Annotated in this window: 21 protein-coding genes; 5 read left to right on the plus strand and 16 right to left on the minus strand. The window is 50.9% G+C overall.

The features are described 5' to 3' along the window. Positions 1–2: 2 nt before the first annotated feature. The 11 genes from TX85_RS13400 to TX85_RS13450 all read right to left on the minus strand — a co-directional run bounded on the left by TX85_RS13400 (position 3) and on the right by TX85_RS13450 (position 14,043). Entirely contained in the window at positions 3–2,216 is a 2,214-nt protein-coding gene (locus tag TX85_RS13400) for an FMN-binding protein (protein WP_044479607.1), read from the minus strand. Positions 2,217–2,545: 329 nt separating this feature from the next. Next, the gene (locus tag TX85_RS13405) at positions 2,546–4,927 is read right to left on the minus strand and encodes a WIAG-tail domain (protein ID WP_222860709.1); all 2,382 of its coding nucleotides are present in this window, start codon (positions 4,925–4,927) and stop codon (positions 2,546–2,548) included. A 234-nt stretch (positions 4,928–5,161) separates the two neighbouring features. After that, entirely contained in the window at positions 5,162–5,593 is a 432-nt protein-coding gene (locus TX85_RS13410; RefSeq protein WP_044479609.1) for a disulfide oxidoreductase, read from the minus strand. Between the two features lie 17 nt (positions 5,594–5,610). Further along, positions 5,611–6,318, minus strand: a complete 708-nt coding sequence (locus tag TX85_RS13415; protein ID WP_233500712.1) for a DsbA family protein — start codon at positions 6,316–6,318, stop codon at positions 5,611–5,613. A gap of 206 nt (positions 6,319–6,524) precedes the next feature. Next, the gene (locus tag TX85_RS13420; protein ID WP_044480070.1) at positions 6,525–7,151 is read right to left on the minus strand and encodes a 50S ribosomal protein L25; all 627 of its coding nucleotides are present in this window, start codon (positions 7,149–7,151) and stop codon (positions 6,525–6,527) included. A 178-nt stretch (positions 7,152–7,329) separates the two neighbouring features. After that, complete coding sequence (gene ptsP / locus TX85_RS13425) at positions 7,330–9,042, minus strand: phosphoenolpyruvate--protein phosphotransferase (RefSeq protein ID WP_044479611.1); 1,713 nt, start codon at positions 9,040–9,042, stop codon at positions 7,330–7,332. Next, positions 9,035–9,310 (minus strand): HPr family phosphocarrier protein, encoded by a 276-nt coding sequence (locus TX85_RS13430; RefSeq protein WP_044480071.1) that lies wholly within the window; start codon positions 9,308–9,310, stop codon positions 9,035–9,037. The genes ptsP and TX85_RS13430 overlap by 8 nt, the downstream gene beginning before the upstream one ends. Positions 9,311–9,566: 256 nt before the next feature. Further along, on the minus strand, positions 9,567–10,412 hold the full coding sequence (glcT, locus tag TX85_RS13435) for a glucose PTS transporter transcription antiterminator GlcT (RefSeq protein WP_044479612.1): 846 nt from the start codon (positions 10,410–10,412) through the stop codon (positions 9,567–9,569). A gap of 257 nt (positions 10,413–10,669) precedes the next feature. Next, positions 10,670–12,232: a flotillin family protein gene (locus tag TX85_RS13440; RefSeq protein ID WP_044480072.1), complete on the minus strand. Its 1,563-nt coding sequence runs from the start codon at positions 12,230–12,232 to the stop codon at positions 10,670–10,672. A 12-nt stretch (positions 12,233–12,244) separates the two neighbouring features. Continuing rightward, complete coding sequence (locus TX85_RS13445) at positions 12,245–12,790, minus strand: membrane protease regulatory membrane protein (protein ID WP_044479613.1); 546 nt, start codon at positions 12,788–12,790, stop codon at positions 12,245–12,247. 89 nt (positions 12,791–12,879) lie between these two features. Further along, entirely contained in the window at positions 12,880–14,043 is a 1,164-nt protein-coding gene (locus TX85_RS13450) for an iron-containing alcohol dehydrogenase (RefSeq protein WP_044479614.1), read from the minus strand. Positions 14,044–14,734: 691 nt separating this feature from the next. On the opposite strand from TX85_RS13450, the gene TX85_RS13460 reads away from it, so the two are divergent. Beyond that, the gene (locus TX85_RS13460; protein WP_044479616.1) at positions 14,735–15,028 is read left to right on the plus strand and encodes a hypothetical protein; all 294 of its coding nucleotides are present in this window, start codon (positions 14,735–14,737) and stop codon (positions 15,026–15,028) included. A gap of 23 nt (positions 15,029–15,051) precedes the next feature. On the opposite strand, the gene TX85_RS13465 is transcribed toward TX85_RS13460, so the two are convergent. Genes TX85_RS13465 through TX85_RS13475 form a run of 3 tightly spaced genes read right to left on the minus strand, consistent with a single transcriptional unit; the run spans position 15,052 to position 18,814 of the window. Continuing rightward, positions 15,052–16,632, minus strand: a complete 1,581-nt coding sequence (locus tag TX85_RS13465) for a UDP-glucose--hexose-1-phosphate uridylyltransferase (protein WP_044479617.1) — start codon at positions 16,630–16,632, stop codon at positions 15,052–15,054. Between the two features lie 12 nt (positions 16,633–16,644). Next, positions 16,645–17,634: a UDP-glucose 4-epimerase GalE gene (gene galE / locus TX85_RS13470; RefSeq protein ID WP_044479618.1), complete on the minus strand. Its 990-nt coding sequence runs from the start codon at positions 17,632–17,634 to the stop codon at positions 16,645–16,647. Position 17,635: 1 nt separating this feature from the next. After that, complete coding sequence (locus TX85_RS13475) at positions 17,636–18,814, minus strand: galactokinase (RefSeq protein ID WP_044479619.1); 1,179 nt, start codon at positions 18,812–18,814, stop codon at positions 17,636–17,638. A 129-nt stretch (positions 18,815–18,943) separates the two neighbouring features. Between TX85_RS13475 and TX85_RS13480 the strand changes: the two genes are divergently transcribed. Beyond that, positions 18,944–19,801: an AraC family transcriptional regulator gene (locus tag TX85_RS13480; protein ID WP_044479620.1), complete on the plus strand. Its 858-nt coding sequence runs from the start codon at positions 18,944–18,946 to the stop codon at positions 19,799–19,801. A gap of 16 nt (positions 19,802–19,817) precedes the next feature. On the opposite strand, the gene TX85_RS13485 is transcribed toward TX85_RS13480, so the two are convergent. Both TX85_RS13485 and TX85_RS13490 read right to left on the minus strand, forming a co-directional pair. Next, positions 19,818–20,558, minus strand: coding sequence for an NAD-dependent protein deacylase (locus TX85_RS13485; protein WP_044480073.1), 741 nt, complete (start codon positions 20,556–20,558; stop codon positions 19,818–19,820). Positions 20,559–20,580: 22 nt separating this feature from the next. Continuing rightward, positions 20,581–21,390 (minus strand): HAD family hydrolase, encoded by an 810-nt coding sequence (locus tag TX85_RS13490; RefSeq protein ID WP_044479621.1) that lies wholly within the window; start codon positions 21,388–21,390, stop codon positions 20,581–20,583. A 248-nt stretch (positions 21,391–21,638) separates the two neighbouring features. Between TX85_RS13490 and TX85_RS13495 the strand changes: the two genes are divergently transcribed. The 3 genes from TX85_RS13495 to ilvD all read left to right on the plus strand — a co-directional run bounded on the left by TX85_RS13495 (position 21,639) and on the right by ilvD (position 24,940). After that, positions 21,639–22,688 (plus strand): acyltransferase family protein, encoded by a 1,050-nt coding sequence (locus TX85_RS13495; RefSeq protein ID WP_044479622.1) that lies wholly within the window; start codon positions 21,639–21,641, stop codon positions 22,686–22,688. A 127-nt stretch (positions 22,689–22,815) separates the two neighbouring features. Next, the gene (locus TX85_RS13500) at positions 22,816–23,079 is read left to right on the plus strand and encodes a KGG domain-containing protein (protein WP_044479623.1); all 264 of its coding nucleotides are present in this window, start codon (positions 22,816–22,818) and stop codon (positions 23,077–23,079) included. 175 nt (positions 23,080–23,254) lie between these two features. Next, positions 23,255–24,940, plus strand: a complete 1,686-nt coding sequence (gene ilvD, locus TX85_RS13505; RefSeq protein ID WP_044479624.1) for a dihydroxy-acid dehydratase — start codon at positions 23,255–23,257, stop codon at positions 24,938–24,940. The last annotated feature ends 85 nt before the right edge of the window (positions 24,941–25,025 follow it).

Consider the following 25,025-nt stretch of genomic DNA (forward strand, 5'->3'; position numbering starts at 1 on the left):
TATTAAATTCCGGCATTTTCAAGCGCTGATTTAATCGCTTCTACGACATTGCTGGAGACTGCCTTCACTCCATCGCTGTCTCCGAAGGCAGCCGGACGGTATCCATATTTATGGAGTCCATTCGTGGTGCCTTCTTCAATCTCTTGTCTAACCGCCAATTGGTCGGCGGAGAGCTTGTCGTCCGCGATAATCTTGCCGGCTTGATCCAGGAAGTAGACTTGCATTTTCACAGGAATATTCTTCTCGATTGTAGCCATGACATAGACCGATTTGTCGGTGTTCGTACCCGGAAATACGCCATTAGCATAGGCCGTTTTATACGATTCCGAAACCTCTGCTCTCTTGTAGGCCTGACTTACCGCAGATTTCAAAGCTTCGCTGCTGCTGGTAGCGCCGGATACGGCATCGACTTGTGCAGCATTCTCACGGGTAGCTCCATTGATGAAGCTTGCCTTCAGAATCGGAATCGCTCTGATCACATCCGCATAGGCGGAGGACCCGCGGTCAACCATGTTAACGCCTACACGGTACAGATCAATCGCTACGATTTTTCCGTTGCGAAGAGTGACATCCGCCTGATTCGCACCCTTATCATAAGCGCCGCCATAACCGGTGAATTTACCGTCTCGGTAATTGCCTTGCGTCTTGGAGGCGTTGTTCAGCGCATCCTGCAAAGCAGCCTTGGCAGCGAGCGTCAATCCGCCCTCACCGCCGATGGAGCCCAAGTTTGCGCCCTTCAGCACGAGACCCTCATTGGCCGCTGCCACAAATGCTTGTTGAGCTTCGGACAGGTCTTCATTCTTAATCAGCTTGCCTGCTTCATCGAAGAGATACGTCGTTACCTTGGCAACCTTATCATTCTGAATATCTGTAAGAAGGAGTACGCGGGACTGGTTATCTACCCCTGCAAATGTACCTTCAAAGTATTTCTTGCCATCCTGTACAGCCAGCGCTTTCTCAAACGCTCTCTCTACGGCTTCATTCCAGCTGTGGCTGCTCTCGGTTGCTCCGGAGATCGCATCCGCATCACTGTAATTATTAAAATAGGAGCCATTTGCAAGCAGCTTGGCAGTCATTGGCGCATTGGCTTTGACCACGTCGGCATAAGCCGTGTCTCCACGGTCCAGCAGATTCGCTCCAAGTCTGTACAATTGAACGTCTACGAGCTTGCCGTTGCGGATATAAATGTCCGCTCTTTCTACGCCCTTATCTCTTGCCTCGCCATAAGCAGAGTAGAATCCGTCAATATACTTCACGCCATTATCAATCATGGCATTTTGTTCGGCATCCCAGAAAGCATTAATTGCAGCCTTGAATTCCGCTTCCATTCCCTTCACTGCCACAGCCTTTGTGCCTTGATAGAGCAGGGCATTAGCCAGTGTGTATACCTCTTTGGCCTGTTCAGCAGTCATGGTTGCTTCATCAATGGCCTCGCCCTTCTCAGTCAGCGGATATACCTTAACGCCGAGCAGGCGGTTGGCATCATAATTCGCAAACACCATATATTTGCCTTCAGGATCGACACCCATGTGCTCACCTTCGAAGTAAACCTTGCCAGCAGGTTTCTCTACAAGCGCTCTTTCAAAGGCACGGTCCACGGCAAGCTTCCAGCCATCACACGAACGGGTTGCGCCGGAGACCACATCAACTTCAGCAGCCTGTTCCCGGGTCTTGCCGATGATGCTGTTTGCCACTGGCTCATAGGCTTGCCAGAGTCCGCTGTAATTGTTGCGAACATCGCGGTCGATCAGCTTAGGACTGGTACGCAGCAGTTCCAAATCCGCTACCTTGCCATCCTTAATGGTGACCTTGGCTCCTTCAGTTCCCTTGGAATAGGCGTTGCCGTAAGTAACATAGACGCCATCCTTGTACGGATTGGCCGGTGTTACCACGGGCTCAGCAACAGGTTCTGTTTTTGGCGTTGTTGTTGTCTTTGCAGGAGTGGTTGTCTTGGCTGGCGTTGTTGTCGACTTCGCCGGGGTTGTTGTCTTGGACGGCGTCGTAGTCGTCTTGGATGGTGTAGTGGTCTTTGGTGTAGTGGTCTTTGTTGGTGCAGTGGTCTTGGCAGGCTCCTTGGCCGGGGCGGTTGAAGCTTCCTCTGATGCTGCAGAGACTGCATCGATGTTATTGATTTTCAGCGGTGATAAATCTACGGTCAGCGCAAGCGTTGACAATACCATTGTCGCACTAAGTGTAACGGCAATAAATTTTTTCAAATTCTTTCCCTCTCCTTTACATAAATTAAGAAGTATGTAGCACCTTTGATGTACGGAGATCAGTCATTGTACATCTTTCCCCTCTTGAACCATCCTCCCCCTCGACCATTTCCCAACCGCCAGCCTCTCACATAAAACGTGATTTTTTTCACATTTAATGCTATACAGAAAAATCCGGCATTTGGCGTTGATTTATGATACTAAGAAAAAAAAGAAGAATCTGTAGAAAAAATCACAGCCCCAGCAACATTTATCACTCTTGTGTGAAAAATGAGCCAGGGCGCATGCCAGCGGCTCCCGACAGCGCTGGGAGCCGCTTCATTACACCGTTATTGCTCACCGATGGCAATCCATGTAATCAGGCCGTAGTTGACCTCGGATTCGAACAGTCTCGTCACTTCCATGATTGCCACTTCCTCTGTTTGGCGCTTTAAGGTCACGTAGTATGCCGGTTGATTGGTCATGGCGACAACAGAATACTGGGTATTGGCAAAGGGGCGGTCAAATGGAATGCTCACCTCTGTCGAGGTCTCGTTCGGGGAGAGCAGAAATGCGCCCATCCCGAATTGCTGCAGGACGGGTTCATCCATCAAGGAAAATACCGGCGTGATCGCCAGATGCTCCGGCCTGATGGAGCCTGGAGCGATATGATCCGAGGTGATGGCCCTTCCCTGTAAATGATCGCTTCCAATGCTGCCGGATTGCAACTGATCTCCGCGAATGCCAGCCGCAGGCAATAGCCCCTGTTGTTGAAGCTCCTGTGACAGGTGCTGCTTCCATACCGCCTGTTCACCGAGATGCGCCTGCTGGATCGCCTGCTCCTTCAAGTGCCGACCTGTGATACTTTCGTCGATCAAGTGGACCGATCCCACTGCGCCATGCGCCAGCTTGTCGCCGGTTACGGCTCCCGACTGGATAGCCGGGCTGGTTACAGCACCGTCTGCCAGATGTCCGGCCTCAATTGTCCCTGCTGCAATCTTGGGGGCAATGACACTGCCATCGGCAAGCTTATAGGAGGTTACCGCAGCGTCATTCAGTTTATCGGTTGTCACGCTCTCCGGCGACAGCTTGAGCCCAGTCACCGCCTCGTCCTGCAGGTGCCTTGAGAAGACGGCCCCATTTCCCAGTTGCTCCTCGCCGATGCTGCCGGGTTGCAGCAGACTGCCCTCGATGCAATTTTCCGAGAAGTGCCTGCGAAAAAGGGATCCTGAGGCGATATGTCTGGACGTGATCTGCTCCAATCCGATCAAATTCTCGGTAATAGAGCCCTCAGCCAGCTTGCCGCCTGTTATCGTTCCATCCGCCAGCTTCTCCCCAGTAATACTTCCCGGTTGAAGATGGCGGCCGGAGACGGCGCCTTCGGCCAGATGAACTCCCGATATGGCAGCCTTATCGATCTGTTTTCCCGTCACCGACCCGCCGGTGAGATGGCGGCTTTCTACAGCCTCCTCTGCAAGATGCTCTCCTGTGATCGCTCCAAGGTGAATGTGGCGGGAGCTCACGGCCTCCGCAGCCAATTGTTCTCCCTGAATGGAGGCTTTGGCGAGATGCCGGGTTACCACCGCTTCATCCGCGATTTTCGCCTGCAAAATGCTCTGGTCGGCAATCTTGGATGATGTCACTGCTTGATCCACCAGCTTCGACGTGCCTACAGCCTGATCGCCGAGCTTGATGGAAAGAATGGATTTATCCGCCAAATGCCGTCCCTGGATCTCGCCGATGCCGATCTCGTTGGCACCGATGCTGCCCGGTGCAAGATGCAGCTTCTCGACTGCGCCGCTCGTAATATGCCGGCTTCCGATTGCCCTGTCGGTAAGATGAACTGCACGGATCACCCCTTCCTCCAGCTGCTTCGGGCCGATTATACCGGATGCAAGATGCTTCTGACGGATCAGGCCTGCCCCCAAATGATCGGACGTAATCGCATCCGTTGCAAGATGACGGCTTTCTACGGCTCCTTCCTGCAGCTTGCTCCCGGCAACGGCTCCGTCGCGAAGCTTGGCACTGGAGACTGCTCCATCGCCCAGCTTCGAATTATCAACGGCCCCGTTCGCCAGATGCGTTGCGCGAATGGCTCCGCTGGCAATCTTATCGGATGAGACCGCCTGATCCTGCAATAGATCGCTCGTGACGATCCATTGACTTAGATGCCGACTCTGGATTGCTCCATCCCCCAGCTTGTCACCGCTAATGATGCCGTCCGCCAGCTTTTCTCCCGTAATACTGCTGTCTTCCAGCTTGCTCCCGCCGATGGAATGATCGCGAATGCTTCTCCCTTCAATGGCTCCGTCGATAATATGTTCGCCTTTGATCGAGCGGGGAGCAAGCTTGGAAGAACCTACCGCTCCGTCGGCCAGCTTGCTGCTGAGCACCGCATAATCTGCGATCCAGGCCGTACCGATCGATCCTGACTTAATCTTGCCGGAGTCAATCGCTTGAGGAGCGATTTTGTCTCCCGTAACCGAAAAATCAGCCAGATCATCGCTGTATATGATTCCTTTTTGGTTTACTTCCGCTTGCTTCTCCCTCACTAATTCTTCCATTACAATTCTGCGGGCCATCTGTGCAGCCATAATCTCCGGATCCAGAAGCGGCGTATCGGGTACCGGAATAGCTGTCTTCTCAGCCTTCTCCACAACGGGAGCGCCCGGAGACTGATGGAGCGCCATTTTCTCCAACAATTTCATCTCGTTGATGTCCGGGTTATCCACATAATAGAGCGACTTTCTGGCTCTACCAGGTTTCGTGGCTTTGCTTTTCTTTTTCAGAACCGTCCTCTCCTTTGCCCAATAAATACTCCTCAGCATTATATGCAGGGGCATGGGCCATTGTCACTGGCGAAGCGAAGAGTTGTTCCCGAAAGCAGAGAATTTAAAGTCCAATAAAAAAGGGATCCTCAGTCAACCGGGAGTGACTTCGGAACCCTGTTATGCGTTTTTCCGTACTTAATCGTTTTGCGGCTCGGGCTTGTCCTTAGCCGCCCACAAAAATACGATGATAAGAATCGCAGCGATCAGCGCCAGCAAAGGAATCGTGATGAATCCCCACCAGTTAATATAGTCGAAATTACACGGAATGCCGACTTTGCATGGCAGCAGCTCAGACATAAATGGAACCTTCTGAAGCGCATAATGGTAGACCGAGATGACAGCTCCCACGGCACTTAACGGAATCGAATACGTAATGATGTTCCGGTCCTGACGATAGGCGGCAATCCCGAGCAGGATTACCTGTGGATACATAAAAATACGTTGAAACCAGCACAGCCTGCAAGGTTCATAATGCAGGACTTCACTAAGATATAAGCTTCCTGCAGTAGCTACAAGGGATACAAGCCATGCCATATAAATTCCGTAGTTCCGGAAAAATGAGCGCATCCGCTCTGCCCCCCATCTTATTTGCTTTGTTCCAGTGCTTCCTCAACCGCTTGCTTAAAGACCGTGTAATTGCCTAGCTGGCCATGATATTTTATACCATTTATATAAAAGGTAGGCGTGCTTTGAACATTTAGCTCTGTAGCTTTGTTATATTGCTCCGCCACCTCCGACTGGTAGGTTTTATTCTCGATATCTTGACGAAGCAGATCGTAATCGACCGGAAGGTTTATATCCTTCGCCAGCTCAACTAGAAAGTCAGCTGTTGCCCACTCCTCACTCTCTTCGCCTTGATGGGTGAATATGGCGTCAAAATAATCCCAGTACGCTTCTGCGTTCTGATGATAGACAGACTGGACGGCGAGAGCAGCCGTCGTCGAATCCGCAGCAAGAAACGGCAGATTTATAAAGTAAAAGGCCACGTCTCCCTGCTCAATGTACTCACTATTCAATTGAGGCTTGATGGTCTCATTCGCAATTTTACAGGAAGGACATTTGAAGTCCCCGAATTCAACAACTTTCACCGGCGCATCCTCTGATCCAAGTACAGGCAGGCTGGCATAATCAAATTCAGCCGCCTTAACAACCGGCTTCAGGTCCAATGATAATACGATAATAATCAGAACCAATAGAACGCCCACTGTGGAGAACCAAAGCAATCTTCTTTTCCGCTGCTGCTGTTTCAATCTTTCGCTATCTGCTTTACGTTGATGGATCGTGCTTTTCACTTTTTTCGGCGGCATGGAACCCCTTCTTCCCACAAATTATTCAATGGATCAGAATAACCTAGCAATCTATCGATCCTGCAACCATTCTAGTTACAATTTCGTGACAAGTCAAGCTCCGCTATATAAGTTGGATTCATGCTGACACATGACAACAGGACCCCTCCCACACGGTTCCCCGTACGGAAAAGATCCTGAAATGAAATCTTTTATTCGGCTGGTGTTTCTCCCTCGGCCACGACCTCGCCTGTCTCCTGTGCCTCGTCCGAGGTCAAGAGATCCTCGTCGACCACCCTCGGCAATACGATGGACGCCAGCAGCTCTTCCGGAGAAGCTATTAATGTAATGCCATCCGGCAGCTTGACGTCGGCTGCAAGCAGCTTATCCCCCGTCCCAAGCGAGGTGACATCCACGGTAATCGCAGCAGGAAGATCGGCAGGAAGCCCTTCAACCTCCAGCTCTGTCGCCTGGGTCTGAAGAATACCGCCAATTTTGGTGCCTTCCGGGGTTCCTTCAAGCTGAAGCGGTACCTTGACCCGCAGCGGCTTGTTCTTGAGCACCTTCTGGAAGTCCGCATGCACGACTTGACCAGCCCGTTGCTGAATATCTTTGATCAGAACCGGAATCGTCTCTCCGCCCTCCACTTTCAAATCAAAAAATTCAGATCTGCCTGTGCGCGATACCCGGATCAACTCCTTGGCATCGACATGAACGGGAATGCTCTCCGTCTGGGCCCCGTATATTACCGCTGGAACACGTCCGCTGGTCCTCAATTCACGGAGTGATGAACGGGCAAAATCCTGTCTCCGTACAGCTTCAAGATGTGACGTAGTCATCATGGATCAACCTCCTGTTATTGGACATATCAGTATATTACCCAATTATGCCTGCATCTAACGTCCAATATTCCATAAAAAGAAAAAGAGGACTGCTCATCAGATCCGTAGATCCTGTAAGTCAATCCTCTAAGTATTAGATGGAAAAGATAGGAGAAAACCCTAGTATACAATTAAACTATTGCTTAATAGCTTGAACCAGCTCGACAACTTCTTGTGCTGTCCGCTTCTGCAGCGCTTCAGCAGCCAGCTTCTCCATCTCAGCCTTAAACAGCTTGGAAATTTGCGATCTGGCTGGAAGAATTGAAGTCGCGCTCATACTGAACTCATCCAATCCTAACCCTAACAGCAATGGAATCGCGGTGGCGTCGCCCGCCATTTCTCCGCACATCCCCACCCAACGTCCTTCCTTATGGGCGGCATCAATCACCATTTTAACCAAGCGAAGAATCGCAGGGTTGTAAGGCTGGTACAGATAGGATACGCGTTCATTCATCCGGTCTGCGGCCATCGTATATTGGATCAGGTCATTCGTTCCGATGCTGAAGAAGTCGACCTCCTGCGCAAATTGATCGGCAAGAACGGCCGTGGAAGGAATCTCAACCATGATGCCCAGCTGAATGGAATCGGACACCGCTGTGCCCTCGCCAACCAGCTTAGCCTTCTCTTCCTCGAGCAGCGCTTTGGCTTGGCGGAACTCGTCCAAGGTAGCAATCATCGGGAACATAATGCGCAGATTCCCGTACACGCTGGCACGCAACAGAGCACGAAGCTGGGTGCGGAAAATATCCTGGCGGTCCAGACAGAGACGCACAGCCCGGAAGCCTAGAAACGGGTTCATTTCCTTGGGCAGATCCAGATAAGGAAGCTCCTTGTCCCCGCCGATATCGAGCGTACGCACGACAACCGGCTTGCCTTCCATCTTTTCCAGTACGGTCTTGTAGGCCTGGAACTGTACATCCTCAGACGGAAGCTCGGTACGGCCCATATACAGGAACTCTGTCCGGTATAAGCCTACGCCTTCTCCGCCATTCTCAAGCACGCCGGCCACATCGTTCGGAGTACCGATATTCGCAGCAAGCTCAACATGCACCCCGTCCCGGGATACCGTTGGGAGATCGCGAAGCTTCTTCCATTCCTCGATTTGACGAAGGTGGCGGTCCCGTTTCGCTTCATATTCAGCAACCAGCTCTGGCGCGGGATTAATAATAACTTCTCCATCCAGTCCATCTACAATCAGTAGGTCGCCAGACTCAATCTGGGACAGGACGTCCTTGGTTCCTACTACGGCAGGAATCTCCAGAGACCGGGCCATAATGGCCGAGTGCGAGGTTCTTCCGCCAATATTCGTAGTGAAGCCCTTAACGAATTGACGGTTCAACTGTGCCGTATCCGAAGGGGTTAAATCCTCGGCCACCACAATGACTTCCGTGCTAATTTCCGCCGGATTCACATACTTTACACCTAGCAGGTGCGTCAGCACCCGCTTCGTGACATCGCGCATATCCGCGGCGCGCTCACGAAGATAAGCGCTCTTCATATTTTCGAACATACTGATAAATTGCTTCGCCGTCTCATCCAGCGCAAATTCTGCAGTAACCAGCTCGTTAGCAATTTTATCGCGAACAGGAGTCAGAAGCTCCGGATCGCTCAAAATGAGCAAATGGGATTCGAAAATTTCGGCTTTCTTGGCGCCAAGCTCCTGTTGAGTGCGTTCCTTAATCGCCTCCAGCTCTTGAACTGAAGCCGCCAGGGCCTCTTCAAAGCGCTGAAGCTCTGCTGATGAATCCTTGGCATGCTGCTGCTTTACCGTATAGTCAGGATGCTCCAGCTTGAAGGCCGGAGCAATTGCTACTCCTGCAGATGCGGCAATGCCTGTAATCTTAAGCATGAACTTCTCCCAGCCCTTCACTAATCATTACATCGGTAAGAGCTTGAAGTGCTTCAGCAGCTTGCCCGCCTTCAACGGACAAAGTTAAGGTATCTCCCTTTTCAAGACCCAAAGAGAGTACGCCCAGAATTGATTTCAGAGTCACTTTTCTGCCGCCTGATTCTGCAAACGCTTCAGATTCCTTAAATTTATTTGCGGTATTGACCAGTGCAGTCGCCGGACGAGCATGGATACCGTCTTCATCTGTAATTCTGAATGTTTTTTCCATCATGAACAACTCGCTTTCATAAAATATTCTCTTGCTGATTCAAGTCAGAAGCTCAGAACATACAACAAAAAGGCATGAGTCAACAAGAAATGATTCCTATCCCCTTAATACGGTTATAATACCCCACATATCAGAGATACAATCAAAAATCTAATCAACTCATGCCTGATCGAATCAGTAACACATTGTAATAATATTCAGTTGCAGTTCAGTAACCAAAGTATATCAAACCTGATGGTTCGGCGCAAGTTCATCCCTAGTTAATCCCTTCCCGGGCCACTCGGTGCAAATGCATCGTTAAATAGCTGATTTCCGCCCGGTACACCGGCTTGTTCAGACGCGTCTCCATCAATCCCGTCAGCTTTCCCGCAAGCTCAAATAAGACCGGATACTCATCACTCATCATTCGCTCCAGCTTCTTCACTTCCTCCACCTGTTCACCCCTGCGTATCCGCTCGATAGCGAACCTTAGATGCGTCAGAAGGCGTGAGTAATCCAGCGACTGCCGCTGAACCGTGATATGCAGCTCTTCTTCGATCATTTCTATAAGTTCGGCAATTAACTGGGCATGCCCCCGAACCTCACTGATATGCCGATTGGTCATCGCACTATTGATATGAAGAGCAACAAACCCGATTTCATCTTCACCCAGGTCGATCCCGAGCTTCTTCTGGATCAGGTGGATTGCATATTCGGCCAGCTCATACTCCAGTGGATAAAGCTCTTTAGTCTCGTACAGGAACGGGTTATGAAAAGACAGGTCCTGATCGGCACGCTTTATAGCGAATGCCAGGTGATCCGTTAAAGCGATATGGATATGTTCATTCAGAGCGGATTGTGTCTTCTCGGAAATATAGTTAATAATTTCCCCGATAATTTCAATCAATTGCTCATCAATCTGTGGAACGAGCTGTTTGTACTGCTCCTGCTCCTGACGGCTGGTCAGAATGAACATCTTCTCCACGGATTCCAGCGGAATCGCTTCACCTGTCTTGCGGTTAAATCCGATGCCCTTTCCGATAATGACCACTTCACCATGAGCAGGATGATTTGCAATAATGACATTGTTATTCAATGCTTTTGACACTTGTAGGCTATTCACAATGGCACCTCATTTGGGGGATGCTGATTCTTTTACTTTTACAATAATACGTATTCAAAAAGTCTACTTTTCAGCACCGAGAAGGTTGCGAGAATCACTAAATCACTTCATGATCAAAAGATGACTTTTTTGAACTACCTCTAATACTAACAGCTTGTTCATTCATGCTTATTATAATCGACACGCCTACTCGTTGCCACAATCGGGAGTAAATAAAGGCCATCCCCGGGGATTAGCCGAAGATGGCGCACAACGAATTATATTATTTCTGAATTCGTGTCCTGAACAGGGACTACCGGACCTTCCTTCGCTGGCTTCTGAGCTACAGGAGCCGCAGGGGCCGCAGGAGCAGTTGGAACAGTTGAAGCAGCAGGCCCTTTGCCTGTTAACCGCTTGATCAACTGGTTTAGCTCAATGCCGGAGACATCCTTCAGCATTTCCGGAGCGGTGGCCATCAGCTCGGTCACATAATTGCTGACCCGTGCCGCGCCTTCACCTTTCCCCGTATCCACAACCGTCAGCTTATCAATGGAAGAGATCGGAGCGGCAATTTTACCTGCCAGATCCGGCAGCATTTTCACAACGATATCCAATACCGCGGCTTCTCCAAACTTCTGGAACGCTTCAGCAAGCTTCTCTTTAGCTTCCGCTTCCGCCAAACCACGCAGCCGGATAATTTCTGCATCCGCGGTACCCTTTGCACGCTCTGCATCCGCAATCGCCAGACCTTCAAGTCGCTTCTGCTCGGCCGAAGCCTTCGCTTGCGTCTCGATGGAATATTGAAGCGCATCGGCTTCTCTCATCTTGCGGGCCTTATCCGCTTCCGCCGCTTGTTCAACGGCATAACGGTCCGCATCGGCTTTCTTCTTCACTTCAGCATCATATTGCTTCTGGCGAACGAGAATTTCTTTCTCCTGGAGATCAATCTCGCGTTCCTTGCGGACGAGCTCAACCTTCATTTGCTCCTCTACCATCGTCTGCTTGGCTCTGGCTTCTTGGATATGATAAGCCTGGTCGGCTTCAGCCTTCGCCGTATCCTGATCCTTTTTAAATGAAGCGACCTTCAGTTCCTTCTCCTTGGAGGCCTCAGCGATATTCGTATCCCGCAGAAGCTCGGCCTTCTGACCGGATTCCTCCGCCAGCGCCTTCTGAATTCTCGCATCGCGCACGGCCTCTGCTTCCGCAATCTCCGCATCACGCTTAACCGCAGCAATTCTTGGCTTACCTAGCGCTTCAAGATACCCGTGCTTGTCGCGCACATCCTTGATCGTGAAGGATACGATCTGCAAGCCCATTTTCTTGAGATCGCGGGCTGCGACGCCCTGCACTTCCTGAGCAAATTTATCGCGGTTCCGGTATACTTCCTCTACTGTCATCGCACCGAGAATCGAGCGCAGATGACCTTCCAGCACTTCCTGTGCTTCGCCTTTTAAGGCATCGATAGGCTTGCCCAAAAATTGCTCGGCTGCAGTAGCCACATCTTCTACCGAGCTTCCGACTTTAATAATCGCCACACCGTCCGCTGAGACCGGAACACCTTGCTCCGTATAGACCTCTGGGGTCATGACATCAAGCTTGTGGGACAAGAGCGACATAAACTCCGCTTTTTGAAAAATAGGCCAGATAAATGCCCCGCCACCGCGTACAATCTTGATCCGGCGGCCTGATTCATCCTCTGAAATATTACGGCTTCCTAGAAAGGAACCGGTTACGAGCATCGCCTCATCCGGGCTTACGGTCTTATAGCGCGCCCAGAATGCAAGGCCCAGCACCACAATAACAGCAATGACCACTACAGGGATTAGCAAAAAATCTGGAATCGGCAAATCCAATTACATCCTCTCCTTCTCTAGTTCATCAGATTCGTATAGCTCCGATACATGTACCACGCCGTCCTTCATTTCAACAATGACAACCAGCGCTCCGGCGGGAATACTGCGGCGGTCCCAGCTTGAAGCTGTGTGCAGCGTATTTCCGCCCACCATCTTGACCATGATCTCTCCATACCCTTTAGCGGGAACCGGAACGGTCACTTCACCGAGCTTGCCAGGGAGCTCGGCGTGGGAGAAGCCAACTGAATTCTCGCTGTTCTCCATCGGCTTGACATACACGAAATAAAGCAGGATGGAGACCACCAGAGCAATCAGAATTGCCAATACGACGACCGTCCCGTGACTTAACGCCGTGTAGCGTACCAGCAGAATGCCCGCTCCGCCAAAGGTGGTGATCGCGGAAGCGGTGATGACCGGCTTCAAAAAATCTACCGAGAAGATATCGAAGATCCCTTCCAGCCAATTTCCGATAAGGTCACCAAGTATAGCGCTAATGAAAGCAAACAATGCGCCGCCGATAAAACAGCTCCAAAATAAAGTCTCCATCCGCTTCTCCTTTCACTGCAGCCAATTACCTTTCATGTAATATTTACGCAGTACGGTTTCCAATGTTTCACTTTTTTGTATCCTTGAGCTTAGAGAGAGCTTCTGTATATGTCCAGTACGTCTTGTTTTTCCAGTTGGGCAAAGTTGCCAAAGGCCCCGAATCGAACTGCCTTGTCCGCCATTAACTCCAGTTTGCTATCGTCAATCTGGTAGTCTGAGAGTCTGCTAGGCGCCCCGATCGAGTCCCAGAAAGCCCGAAGCGCTTCGATGCCTGCTTCTGCAATTTCCTCGTCGCTCTTGCCTGCCGGATCAACCTCAAAGACCTGAATAGCCAAGCGTTTAAAGCGGGCGATATCATGGTGCATAACGTGCTTCATCCAGTTCGGGAACAGAATTGCCAGACCTCCGCCATGCGGAATGTCGTATACCGCCGAGACGGCATGCTCGATATTATGAGTCGCCCAGTCGCCCGACAGTCCCATATTCAACACCCCGTTAAGAGCCATCGTTCCACAGTACAGAATCGTCTCACGGTAGGTTTCATTTTCAAGATCATTGATAAGCAGCGGCGCAGTCTCGATGACGGTGCGCAGCACGGTTTCACAGAAGCCATCCTGAACCGGCGTATTAGGGGTGTGGTGAAAATAATGCTCAAACACATGGGACATGATGTCCACCATCCCGTAGACGGTTTGCTCCTTGGGCAATGTTGCAGTATTAGCCGGCTCCAGAATCGAGAATACCGGGTAAGCCAGCTTGCTTCCCCAGCCCAGCTTCTCCTGGGTTTCTTCATTGGTAATGACTGAATTCCCATTCATTTCCGAGCCGGTAGCCGCCATGGTCAACACCGTGCCCAAAGGAAGCGCATCAACAGGGGCAGCCTTCCGTTCGGCAAAATCCCACATATCGCCATCGTACTTGGCCCCTACGGCAATCGCTTTTGCACAGTCCAGCACGCTGCCGCCGCCAACGGCGAGCACAAGATCAATCCCTTCGGATTGGCACAGTTCCACACCGCGATGCACCGTTGAGAGCCTAGGATTCGGCTCCACGCCGGCAAGCTCGGTAATATTTACGCCAAGCTCCTGCAAAATGGCAACGACACGGTCATACAATCCGCTCTTCTTAATACTACCGCCGCCATAGACCAGCAGCACCTTGCTTCCATAGCGCGGCACTTCTTGCCGGAGCTGCTCTAATTGTCCTTTGCCGAATATCAGTTTGGTCGGATTGTGAAATTGAAATTGATCCAAGACGAAATCCCTCCTAAATAATTGTGAAGTGAGCAAACCTTCTCATAACTATTCTGATTATACCTTTCTTAGCGTAAACAGCAAAAGAGCCGGATTCAGCGTGCCCGGGGTAACGTGTGAAGTTTGCCTTCGATCGCTGTTGTTCGCGGATTTCTTTGATTAAATAAGCCATAACAAGGGAGAAATCCGGCATAAAGGCACCTGACGATGCTCCTTTATAAACAGTAAATATACATCACTGCACCAGATGCACAGTATCCTGCTTGCATGCAAAAAGAGCCGTCCCGCTGATCAAGCTTCGGGACGGCCCCAGCATTTGTTTGTTCGCACATACGGCACTTGCTTCTCGCATGTGCACACACGTCAATAATTTTATTGCATTTCGGCATTTATTTTGCCGCCTGAGCACACGCGCTGGCACTTTTAATGCTTTTAAGCACTTATTTCGCCCGCATGTGCGCCTACGCCAGAAATTTTAATGCCTTAATGCACTTGTTTCGCCAAATGCGCTCTCATGCCTGAGATTTTATTGCGTTTTGGCACTTATTTTGCCCAGCAGCAGCTCATATACTCATTCTGCACTCATTATGCACAAAGAGTTTCCTACATCACTACGTTGTTGCTCATATGAGGAATATGTCCTAACCAATGGTTCCAGTAAGACTCGAGCGAAGTTCAAAGCTAAACTGGAATGCCACTCGGACAAGCGAAGTTTGGCGCAAAACCGGAGTATCATGTATTCGGAGTACAATTCAGGCAAGCAGTATCCTGCTTACATGCCGCAGGCGGCAAGCTTATTGCAGTGCAGTATTTTGCAGTGCAGTATTTTGCAGTGCAGTATTTTGCAGTGCAGTATTTTGCAGTGCAGTATTTTGCAGTGCAGTATTTTGCAGTGCAGCATAATGCATTGCTGTTTATGGATCAGCTGATCAAGAATTCCGCGAACAACAGCGATCGTAAGCACACTTCACACGTTGCGCCCTAACTCACCCTCCGATGTTTAACTGTCTATGCTATTGCATGATAACCCATAGCTTGGACAAAGCGTATAAAGGCTTCCCGGCCTGCTGGATCTGTCTTGAATACACCTGCATGCTCCAGGATCCGTGCAAACTTGCTGCCCACTTCTTGCCGGAGCAGCTCTTCTGCCTGCTCTGCAGGTACCGAGGTTCCATGCTGCTGAATAAGCTGCTGGATCCAATCTCCATGCACGGCCAGGGGATGACCGGAGTTCGAGACAGCCGCTTGCAGAAGCTCCGTATTTCCGCCAAGAATCGCAGTGATATCAGCGAGTTCCTGCTTCAGCCGTCCAGGCAGAATGGCGAGCCCCATGACCTCGATCAGGCCGATGTTCTCCTTCTTGACATGGTGCATTTCCCGATGAGGATGGAAAATACCCTCCGGATGCTCCTCACTGGTGCGATTGTTGCGCAGTACGATATCCATCTCATATGCGCCACTTGCTCCGCGCCGAACAATTGGAGTCACCGTATTATGCGGCACTCGCTCCCCATTTTCCTCGCTGAAGGCAAGCACTTCGGCCGCAGGATCACTGTATGCCTTCCAGGATTCATACACTTGATCGGCCGCTTCCAGCAGTACGGAAGGATCATGACCGGACAAACGCAGAACCGACATCGGCCATTTCACCAGGTCAGCGGTTACGCCCGGATAAGCCGAATTCGAGAACGATGCCTCGGAAGGAGCAAGCTGAAGCGGGAATGTATGTCTGCCTCCCTGGAAATGGTCGTGCGTCAGAATCGAGCCGCCCACAATCGGCAGATCAGCATTCGAGCCGATAAAGTAATGCGGAAAGGCCTCCGTGAAGCTAAGCAAACGTTTAAATGTCTGCTTGGACAGCTTCATGGGAACATGGTCATGATGGAACACGATGCAATGCTCGTTGTAATACACATACGGCGAGTACTGGAATAGCCATGGCTCATCGTTCAGTTCCAGCGGAATCACGCGCAAATTTTGTCTGGCCGGGTGATTGATTCGTCCGGCATAGCCCACATTTTCCCGGCAGAGCTGGCATTTAGGATAGACCGGCGGCGGAAGAAGCTTCGCCATGGCGATTTCCTTCGGATTCTTCTCCGGCTTGGACAGATTGATCGTGATTTGCATATCGCCGTATTCGGTCGGTTGATCCCAATAAATATTCTGGGCGACCCGATCCATCCGAATGTAGTTGCTGGCAACTGATAATTTATAGAAATCATCCGTTGCGGCTTGAATGCCACGCTCCGCCGCTGTGCTGCGGAATGACGCAATGCATTCCGATGGACGGGCCATCAGCAGCCCCATAATCCTGGCGTCCAGCAAATCACGATAGGTATCTGTATTTTCCGGAATCAGACCGATTTCAAGACCATAATTAATCAGCACAGCAAGCGGCCCCTGCGGACCTTGCAGCGATTCAGGCTCCAGTGCTTCAAGAAAAGCTTCATCAAACCCGAACAGCTCCAGAAGACGGTTTCGCGAATAATCAATATCTGTCTCTTCAATCATTGCCTGTTCCAGCGCGTAATGGACAAGACGTTCAATCGCCTTCCGGGCTTCAGACTTTCTCTGCTCCTCTGTACTCACGCTTCTCACTCCTTACTTGTCACCATAGCCGTCTGGATGATGCAAATGCCATTCCCACGCACTGCGGATAATATCATCAAGCTTATTGCGGGAAGGCTGCCAGCCAAGCACTGTTCTTGCCTTATCCGAAGAGGCGATCAACACTGCTGGGTCCCCGTCTCTGCGAGGTGTGACTACAACCGGGAAATCACGGCCGGTAACTTCCTTGACCTTGGCAATAACCTCCTTAACGGAGAAGCCTTGGCCATTGCCGAGATTGAATATGTTGCTGTCATGACCTTGAATCAGATATTCAACCGCACGCAGATGCGCATCCGCTAAATCTCCTACATGAATATAATCCCGCACGCAGGTGCCGTCAGGTGTGTTGTAATCATCACCGAATACTTGAATCGATGGACGCTGCCCGAGTGCTGCTTGAAGAATCAGCGGAATCAAATGGCTTTCCGGCGTGTGATCCTCTCCGATCTTCCCGCTCTCATGCGCTCCCGCCGCATTGAAATAGCGAAGGGCCACATACTTAATGCCGAGCACCTGATCGAACCAGGCCATCATCCGTTCCATCGTCAGCTTGGTTTCACCGTAGACATTGGTTGGATTGGTAGCATCCGTCTCTTCAATAGGTACCTTTTCAGGCTCGCCATAGGTAGCTGCAGTCGAGGAAAATACGATTTTCCGCACGTCAGCCGCATGCATAGCTTCCAGCAGACACAGCGTCCCGTAGACATTATTGTCATAATATTTTACCGGATCCTTCATACTTTCACCGACCAGGGAATTCGCCGCAAAGTGAATGACAGCTTCAATCTGATTCTCGGAAAATAGCTTTGCAAGCAGCTCTTTATCGCGCAAATCGCCTTCATACAGCTTCCCGCCAAGCAATGCCCCCCGATGGCCGGTCTGCAGATTATCAACGACTACAACCTCTTTCCCTTGTGCCAACAGCTCCGCTACAGTATGTGAGCCGATATAACCGGCTCCGCCAGTGACCAGAATTGCCATATTAGTTCTCTCCCTTCATTTCATGGACTCCGTCGCCTACGCCGCATACATAGAAGTCGCCTTCCAGGCCGGTGCGCTCCTTGTAAGCCGCGCCTACTTCTTGAACAAAACGCTCTACCGAATCCTCATGAACCAGCGAGACCGTACAGCCGCCGAATCCGGCACCGGTCATCCGCGAGCCGAGCGTGCCCTCAATCTTGCGTGCTTCTTCAACCATCACATCAAGCTCCAGACAGCTCACTTCGTACAGGTCGCGAAGAGAATCATGGGAAGCGTTCATCAGGCTGCCGAAGGCCGCGAGATCATTAGCCGCAAGCGCATCGACCGATTTCAGCACACGGGCGTTCTCTTCAACCACATGAGTTGCACGCTTCAACAAGACTTCACTGTTAAGCTTGCCCTTTAGTTCCCCGAAGCGCTCCGGTGTCAACTGTGCCAGGAATTCGATCTCCGGCGCTTTTTCGCGGATCAAGCGAAGAGCTTCATCGCACTCGCTCCGGCGCTCGTTATACTTGGAATCAACCAAGCCTCTACGCTTGTTCGTATTGCCAATGACGAGCTTGTAGGCCCCGGTCTTGAACGGAACATGCTTATACTCCAGCGTGTCGCACATCAGCAAGATGGCATGGTCGATAGCCCCGTTAGCCACAGCGAACTGATCCATAATCCCGCTGTTTACACCGACATAGAGGTTCTCGGCCTTTTGGGACAGAACAGCGATCTCAACCTTATCGGCAGGCTTGCCTTCCATAGAAAGCAGTGCAAAGGCTGTAACCACTTCAATCGAAGCGGAGGAGGACAACCCGGCCCCGTTAGGAATCTCGCCGTGATAGAACAGATCGTAGCCGCTCGATAGGTTTGTCCCTCTTTTCGCCAGCTCCACAATGACTCCGACCGGATAATCCACCCACTCCTCCGTTTTCTCCTTGCCTAACTCTTCAACAGGAATTTCAGCGGTGTAAGGAAGATTAGTCGAGGCAAAGGAAACCTTGCCGTCTTCTCTTTTGCGGACAGCCAGCGTTGTTCCGAATTCCAGTGCAGCCGGAAGCACGTATCCGCCGTTATAGTCAATATGCTCGCCAATCAAATTCACACGTCCGGGAGCGTTGAATACGCGAACACCCTCCGCATTCCCTCCACATTTCGATATAAACAATTGTTCCATTTCTTTCTTCTTCATTCTGTACACCCCATCTTCATGGAATCTTGAATTTCTTGTCTTCAGTATAAGAAAAAGCGTTCTCTTTGATAATGCAACTATGCGTGTATAATATAGATATATGTGACTTCGAGAAATGGAGGATTTCATATGATTCAAGAATCCTATAGCGCTGCGGCCAATCCCGAAATCAGCGAGACCAGCGAACTGCATGTGCTTTTTGCCGGCGAAAGCCAGACGGTGAACAACCATCGCCTGGGTCCGAAGGTTTACGATTACTATTTACTTCATTACGTAGAAGAAGGACAAGGCTCCTTCCAGACAGAGTATGCTCAGTATGATCTTCAGGCAGGCGACTGCTTTCTCATTCTTCCTGAGCAATTGGTCAGCTATGCCTCCGATCCGGAGAATCCCTGGCGTTACCGCTGGATTGCCTTTGCAGGTGTACAGGTCAATCTCCTGATTGAGCGTGCCGGGTTCACTCCCCGCACAGCGGTCTGCAGTCCGGGCACCGAGAGCAGCATTCCTTCTCTGCTGGAACAGGTCCTGCAGACCTTCCGCAGCAAGAAATCCAACTCCGATCTGGCCTCGCTGGGCTGTCTCTATCTCGTCATGGCGGAGGCAGAGCAGTCGCTCGTTCAAGCAGGGGCGCTTCCCGCTGGTGAATCCGGCGTACAGCGAATTGTAAAGCAAATGATCCAATACATGGCAAGCCAGTATGCACACCCGATGTCGATTGAACAGATGTGCTCCAGTCTTGGCTATAACCGGGCCTACTTGTCCCGGATCTTCAAGAAAGAGACGGGCTTCACACCCGTTACGTATTTACTCAAGCTGCGAATCGACAAGTCGCGGCAACTGCTGCGCGAGCGGCCAGAGCTATCTATCGAACAAATATCTTCTTCTGTAGGACTGGCAGGTGCCTTGTATTTCTCCAGACAGTTCCGCCGGTTCCACGGTCAATCGCCGAGTGAATACAGGCGGGATGCCGCGCGTGGCAACAGGTGAGAAAAATAGTCCATGTTCACAGAACAACTGTTTTCAGGGTATCCATGACCGCCCCGATCGGATCCGTGATCAGCAGATCGGCTCTGCTGTCATAAGGCGTTGAGCTGGCATTCAACAATACGGTGCGGCCGCCTTGATAATAAGTCACCAGATGGGCAGCCGGCTGTACCGTCAATGAAGTTCCGCCGATTAGCAGCAAATCTGCTTCGGCAATGGCACGAATGGAGCGCTCAATGGTATCCTCATTCAAATTTTCTCCATAAAGCACTACATCGGGCTTGATCACACCCTGACAGGCCGTACAGAGCGGAACCGGTGCCGGGCTCTGCATAACCTGATCCAGAGTGTAGAATTCATGGCAGCTCATGCAGTAATTGCGATGAATCGAGCCATGCAGCTCCAGCACATTTTGGCTCCCTGCCATTTGGTGCAGGCCGTCGATGTTTTGCGTAACGATTGCTTTTAGCCGCCCCGCCTTCTCCAATGCTGCCAGCAGCTGATGAGCCGGATTCGGCCGGGCTTCCGGATGGAGCATCTTCGTCCTGTAAAAATCGTAGAATACTTCCGGATGCCGGTTGAAAAAAGGACGGCTTAAAATTTCTTCAGGGGAATAGGACAGCTTGTTCTCCTGATGATAGATCCCGGCGGCTGAGCGAAAGTCGGGAATTCCGCTCTCTGTAGAAATGCCTGCCCCGCCAAAAAATACAATCCGCTTACTCTCAAGTATCCAGGTTCCCAATTTCTCGATTTCCGGCATGCACTTAAAGTCATGTTCATGGTTATTCACGCTGTTTGTCCTCCTTCAGAGTAATAGAATCCGCATTAGCAATCGGCTCCATGACGGTATAATCCGGAATAATCCAATCTGCATCCACTAAATAATGCGCCGCATCAGGCTCTGAGGCAATGCCGATTGTGCCGTAGAGTCCTGCAAGCTTGCCCATCATCATATCTGCATTACTGTCCCCGATCATCAGGCAATCCTCCGCCTGGATTCCGAGCTCACCCATTGCCAACTCCGCCATTTCGGGATCGGGCTTGCCATTGATCACCCGGTCTCGGCCCACAATACTTCCAAAATACTTGCGAATTCCTAGCCAGTCCATATGCTTCACTGCCCCTTCCGTTGTATCTGAGGTGACGACGCCTAACCGGATCCCGGCAGCCTCACAACGGGTCAAGAAACCATGGAGGCCCCGAATCGGAACCGCATTCCGCTTCTCCTCCAGCTTTTGCATGGCTACGGTATTGAAGGAGCGTATCTGCAGGAGCGCCTCGTTCCAGGGAACACCCGCTACATACAGCTGCCAGGCCAGTATTGCGGTTACTTCCTCTTCTGTCCCCATCGCCAAAGGACCGGTCTTGTCATAGCCTTTCATTTGCCCGTCTGTATCCAGCATCAGCCCCAGCAGATTCTCCGCAGGAACCGTTGCTGCCGCTCCCATCACCGTTAACTGGCCTTCCACCAGCCGGGTTAGCGTGAGCGCCCAATCGCTCCATAACGCCATAAAATCAAGCAAGGTTCCGTCCTTGTCAAATAGAATGCCTCGGCATGGGAAGATCCTGTCCTCTGTTCGTATTGCCGGCACGAAGCCACCTCCTGATAACTACTCTTTTCTTATTTTAACCCCGCTTCTCTCCTTGCACCAAATCAGAATTCATCACGATTCATGAGTTGGTCACATTTTAAAGCACTGATAGCGCTTTCCTTGGTGATTTTTATCACAAAGTTAAAGGATCAATTCCAGTATCTTAGAGCCAGAAGCATTTATTTAAATTTTAAATATCCATTTTCAAATCAACCTTATTGGATGTGCAGAAAGGAGTTAACGTCATTATGTCAGCATCTACATGGGAACAGCGGGGAGAGACGTTTTTCCTGAATCTGCGCTTTCTGCTCATACTCTGCGTGTTTGTCAGTAATGCCATTGAGCCGTTAATCTCACGCATGATCGGGATGAACTCGCTCTATATGTGGATTTTCACATTCCATATGCCCCTATTCGTTTTTGTAACGGGATATTTCGCCAAGACCAGCTTAACCGGAAGCACAGGACGCAAGGTTCTAGTACAGATTGGGTTGCAATATGTTATTTTCCAGACGCTGTATTCCATTCTGGATGTTACCGTATTTCAGGTGGATCATATTCATCATTCCTTTTTCGCTCCCTACTTGCTGCTCTGGTTCCTTGCCAGTCATCTGTGCTGGCGCCTGATCCTCCTTCTTCTGCAAAAGCTGTCGCCGCTGCGCCAGATTGCCGCCGCTGTCATTCTTGGCATTCTAATCGGATATCTGCCGCTTGACGGTACTTGGTTGAGCGTGTCGCGTACTTTTGTGTTTCTGCCCTTTTTCATCGCAGGCTACCACTTCTCCTTTGCCTGGATCGGACAGCTGTTGACCAAGAAATTCCGAGTGGTCGGAATTCTGCTATCACTTACCTTGTTCTTTACACTTATGATCGTAGGAAATGAATTAGTGCCCGGTTGGCTGTACGGCAGCATGACCTATATGCAGTTAGACACAGCTTACTGGTACGCAGGATTGATCCGTTTCACTCTTTATTTCCTGCAGTTATTCGCAGGAGCATGCTTCCTGGCCTTTGTTCCGCAGCGGGTCTCAAGACTGACCGATTATGGACGCCGCACCCTTTATGTGTTCCTGCTGCATGGGCTGCTTATCCGCTGGGCTGCCGCCTCACCGTTATATGATTATATTGATAGCTATGCCGGTGCGTTTGCAATCATCGCCTCCGCCGTATTGCTCACCCTCCTTCTAAGCCAGCCAACGGTCAAGAAATGGACCTCAGCGGCAATTGAGCCTCCGGTAGAATGGGCGCTGCACCTGGAGCGCAGAGCTCTCGGAAATTCCGGGGCTGTCAGCAAGTAACATACAACCTGGTTGCCCTTTTCGGAGGGCTCCTTTTTTATTTTCGGCACATTTCGAGTTTCATCTTGCTAGCATGTGGTAAATAACACCATACCCTACCAAAAAATCAATCCAAGGAGTGATCTGCATGGCACGGGAAAATGGCAAGATGAGCCGGGAAGAAGCCGGACGCCTCGGAGGAAAGGCCACCTCCAAAAATCACGGTAAAGAATTCTACCAGGAGATTGGACAAAAGGGCGGAAAAGCTACCTCCAGCAAGCACAGCAAGGAATTTTATCAGGAAATCGGACAAAAGGGCGGAGAAGCTACCTCCGAAAAATACGATAAGGACTTCTATCGCAGCATCGGCCGTAAGGGCGGACGAGCACGCGGCAGCAATCCTAATATGTAGACGGATCCTGCCAGGCGCGGATTTCCGTATCACAGCTCCGGTATCGCGTACCGGAGTTTCTTTATTCTGTTGCTAGAAAAACACGATTACATATGATAGACTTTATAAAAAGCTTTAGCGGTGTAAAGTTACAAAATTTCACCAAGAGCAAAATAGATATGGAGGGATCATTACTATGGCAGCAGGTAAAATGCGTTCAGATATGATAAAAAAAGGCTTTGACCGTGCTCCTCACCGCAGCTTGTTGCGGGCAGCAGGAGTAAAGGAAGAAGATTTCGGCAAGCCGTTTATTGCGGTATGCAATTCGTACATCGATATCGTGCCGGGTCATGTGCATTTGCAGGAGTTCGGAAAAATAGTCAAGGAAGCCATTCGCGAGGCGGGCGGCGTGCCGTTCGAGTTCAACACGATCGGTGTGGATGATGGAATCGCAATGGGACATATCGGCATGCGCTACTCGCTGCCGAGCCGTGAGATTATCGCAGACTCGCTTGAGACTGTCGTATCTGCCCACTGGTTTGATGGCATGGTCTGCATTCCGAACTGTGACAAGATCACACCGGGAATGATGATGGGCGCCCTTCGGGTGAATATTCCGACCGTCTTCGTCAGCGGCGGACCTATGAAGGCTGGTGTCGACAGCAAGGGCCGCAAGCTCTCCCTCACCTCCGTCTTCGAGGGGGTTGGTGCTCACCAGGCCGGTCAGATCTCTGATGGCGATCTGTATGAATTGGAACAATTCGGTTGTCCGACTTGCGGCTCCTGTTCAGGGATGTTTACAGCGAACTCGATGAACTGTCTGGCTGAAGCCCTGGGATTGGCTATGCCGGGTAATGGCACAATTTTGGCCGTAGCTGAAGAGCGCCGCGATTTCGTACGGAAGTCCGCTCGCCAGCTCATGGAATTGATCAAGCTCGACTTGAAGCCTCGCGATATTGTTACTATCGAATCGATCGACAATGCCTTTGCCTTGGATATGGCAATGGGCGGTTCCACCAATACGGTTCTGCATACACTTGCTCTCGCTCAGGAAGCCGGAATCGACTATCCATTGGAGCGCATCAATGAAGTTGCCAACCGTGTGCCGCACATCGCCAAGCTGGCTCCAGCCTCGGATATCTTTATCGAGGATGTGGATCGTGCCGGGGGCGTAAGCGCCGTACTGCATGAGCTGCTCAAGAAACCAGGCGCCATCTATGGCGATCGTATCACTGTAACCGGCAAGACGATTGCCGAGAACGTTGAAGGCTGCGAAATTCTGGATCATAACGTCATTCATCCGATCGATCAGCCTCACTCCGAGAAGGGCGGCCTGGCAATTCTGTACGGCAACCTGGCGCCGGAGGGCTCGGTTATCAAAGTGGGCGCCGTTGATCCATCGGTAGGTGGCTACCATAAAGGACCGGCGATTTGCTTCGATTCCCAGGAACAAGCCTTGGAAGGCATCGCAAACGGAAAAGTGAAGGAAGGCTCTGTCGTTGTTATCCGCTATGAAGGACCTAAAGGCGGACCAGGGATGCCTGAAATGCTCGCTCCTACTTCCCAAATCGTTGGTATGGGGCTTGGCGCGAAGGTCGGCTTGATCACGGACGGCCGCTTCTCAGGCGCTTCCCGCGGTATCAGCATCGGGCATATCTCTCCGGAAGCGGCAGAAGGCGGTCCAATCGCTTTCGTCGAGGATGGAGATATCATCGAGCTTGATCTGAACAACCGGAAGATTGAGCTGCATGTCGCCGAGGAAGAACTGGCCCGCCGCCGTTCCAATTGGAAGGGCTTCGAGCCGAAGGTGAAGACAGGCTATCTCGCGCGGTATTCCAAGCTTGTAACGAACGCCAGCTCCGGCGGCGTGCTTAAAATCTAACTATATAGTTGAACTAAGTTGAACTAATGAATTTTACGTTTTGGGCAACGTGTGAAGTGTTCTTACGCCCTTTCATCGCAGCATA

Origin of the sequence: Paenibacillus antibioticophila (genome assembly GCF_000455265.1) — a bacterium.
GTDB classification, from domain to species: Bacteria; Bacillota; Bacilli; order Paenibacillales; family Paenibacillaceae; genus Fontibacillus; species Fontibacillus antibioticophila.

Excerpts from the sequence above, each read along its gene's own strand:
- TX85_RS13445 (WP_044479613.1), bottom strand. The coding sequence starts at position 12,790 with ATGGAGACTTTATTTTGGAGCTGTTTTATCGGCGGCGCATTGTTTGCT.
- TX85_RS13495 (WP_044479622.1), top strand. The coding sequence starts at position 21,639 with ATGTCAGCATCTACATGGGAACAGCGGGGAGAGACGTTTTTCCTGAAT.
- TX85_RS13500 (WP_044479623.1), top strand. The coding sequence starts at position 22,816 with ATGGCACGGGAAAATGGCAAGATGAGCCGGGAAGAAGCCGGACGCCTC.
- TX85_RS13430 (WP_044480071.1), bottom strand. The coding sequence starts at position 9,310 with ATGGAAAAAACATTCAGAATTACAGATGAAGACGGTATCCATGCTCGT.
- TX85_RS13480 (WP_044479620.1), top strand. The coding sequence starts at position 18,944 with ATGATTCAAGAATCCTATAGCGCTGCGGCCAATCCCGAAATCAGCGAG.
- galE (WP_044479618.1), bottom strand. The coding sequence starts at position 17,634 with ATGGCAATTCTGGTCACTGGCGGAGCCGGTTATATCGGCTCACATACT.
- TX85_RS13420 (WP_044480070.1), bottom strand. The coding sequence starts at position 7,151 with ATGACTACGTCACATCTTGAAGCTGTACGGAGACAGGATTTTGCCCGT.
- TX85_RS13485 (WP_044480073.1), bottom strand. The coding sequence starts at position 20,558 with ATGCCGGAAATCGAGAAATTGGGAACCTGGATACTTGAGAGTAAGCGG.
- ilvD (WP_044479624.1), top strand. The coding sequence starts at position 23,255 with ATGGCAGCAGGTAAAATGCGTTCAGATATGATAAAAAAAGGCTTTGAC.
- ptsP (WP_044479611.1), bottom strand. The coding sequence starts at position 9,042 with ATGCTTAAGATTACAGGCATTGCCGCATCTGCAGGAGTAGCAATTGCT.
- TX85_RS13410 (WP_044479609.1), bottom strand. The coding sequence starts at position 5,593 with ATGCGCTCATTTTTCCGGAACTACGGAATTTATATGGCATGGCTTGTA.
- TX85_RS13460 (WP_044479616.1), top strand. The coding sequence starts at position 14,735 with ATGCCACTCGGACAAGCGAAGTTTGGCGCAAAACCGGAGTATCATGTA.
- TX85_RS13475 (WP_044479619.1), bottom strand. The coding sequence starts at position 18,814 with ATGAAGAAGAAAGAAATGGAACAATTGTTTATATCGAAATGTGGAGGG.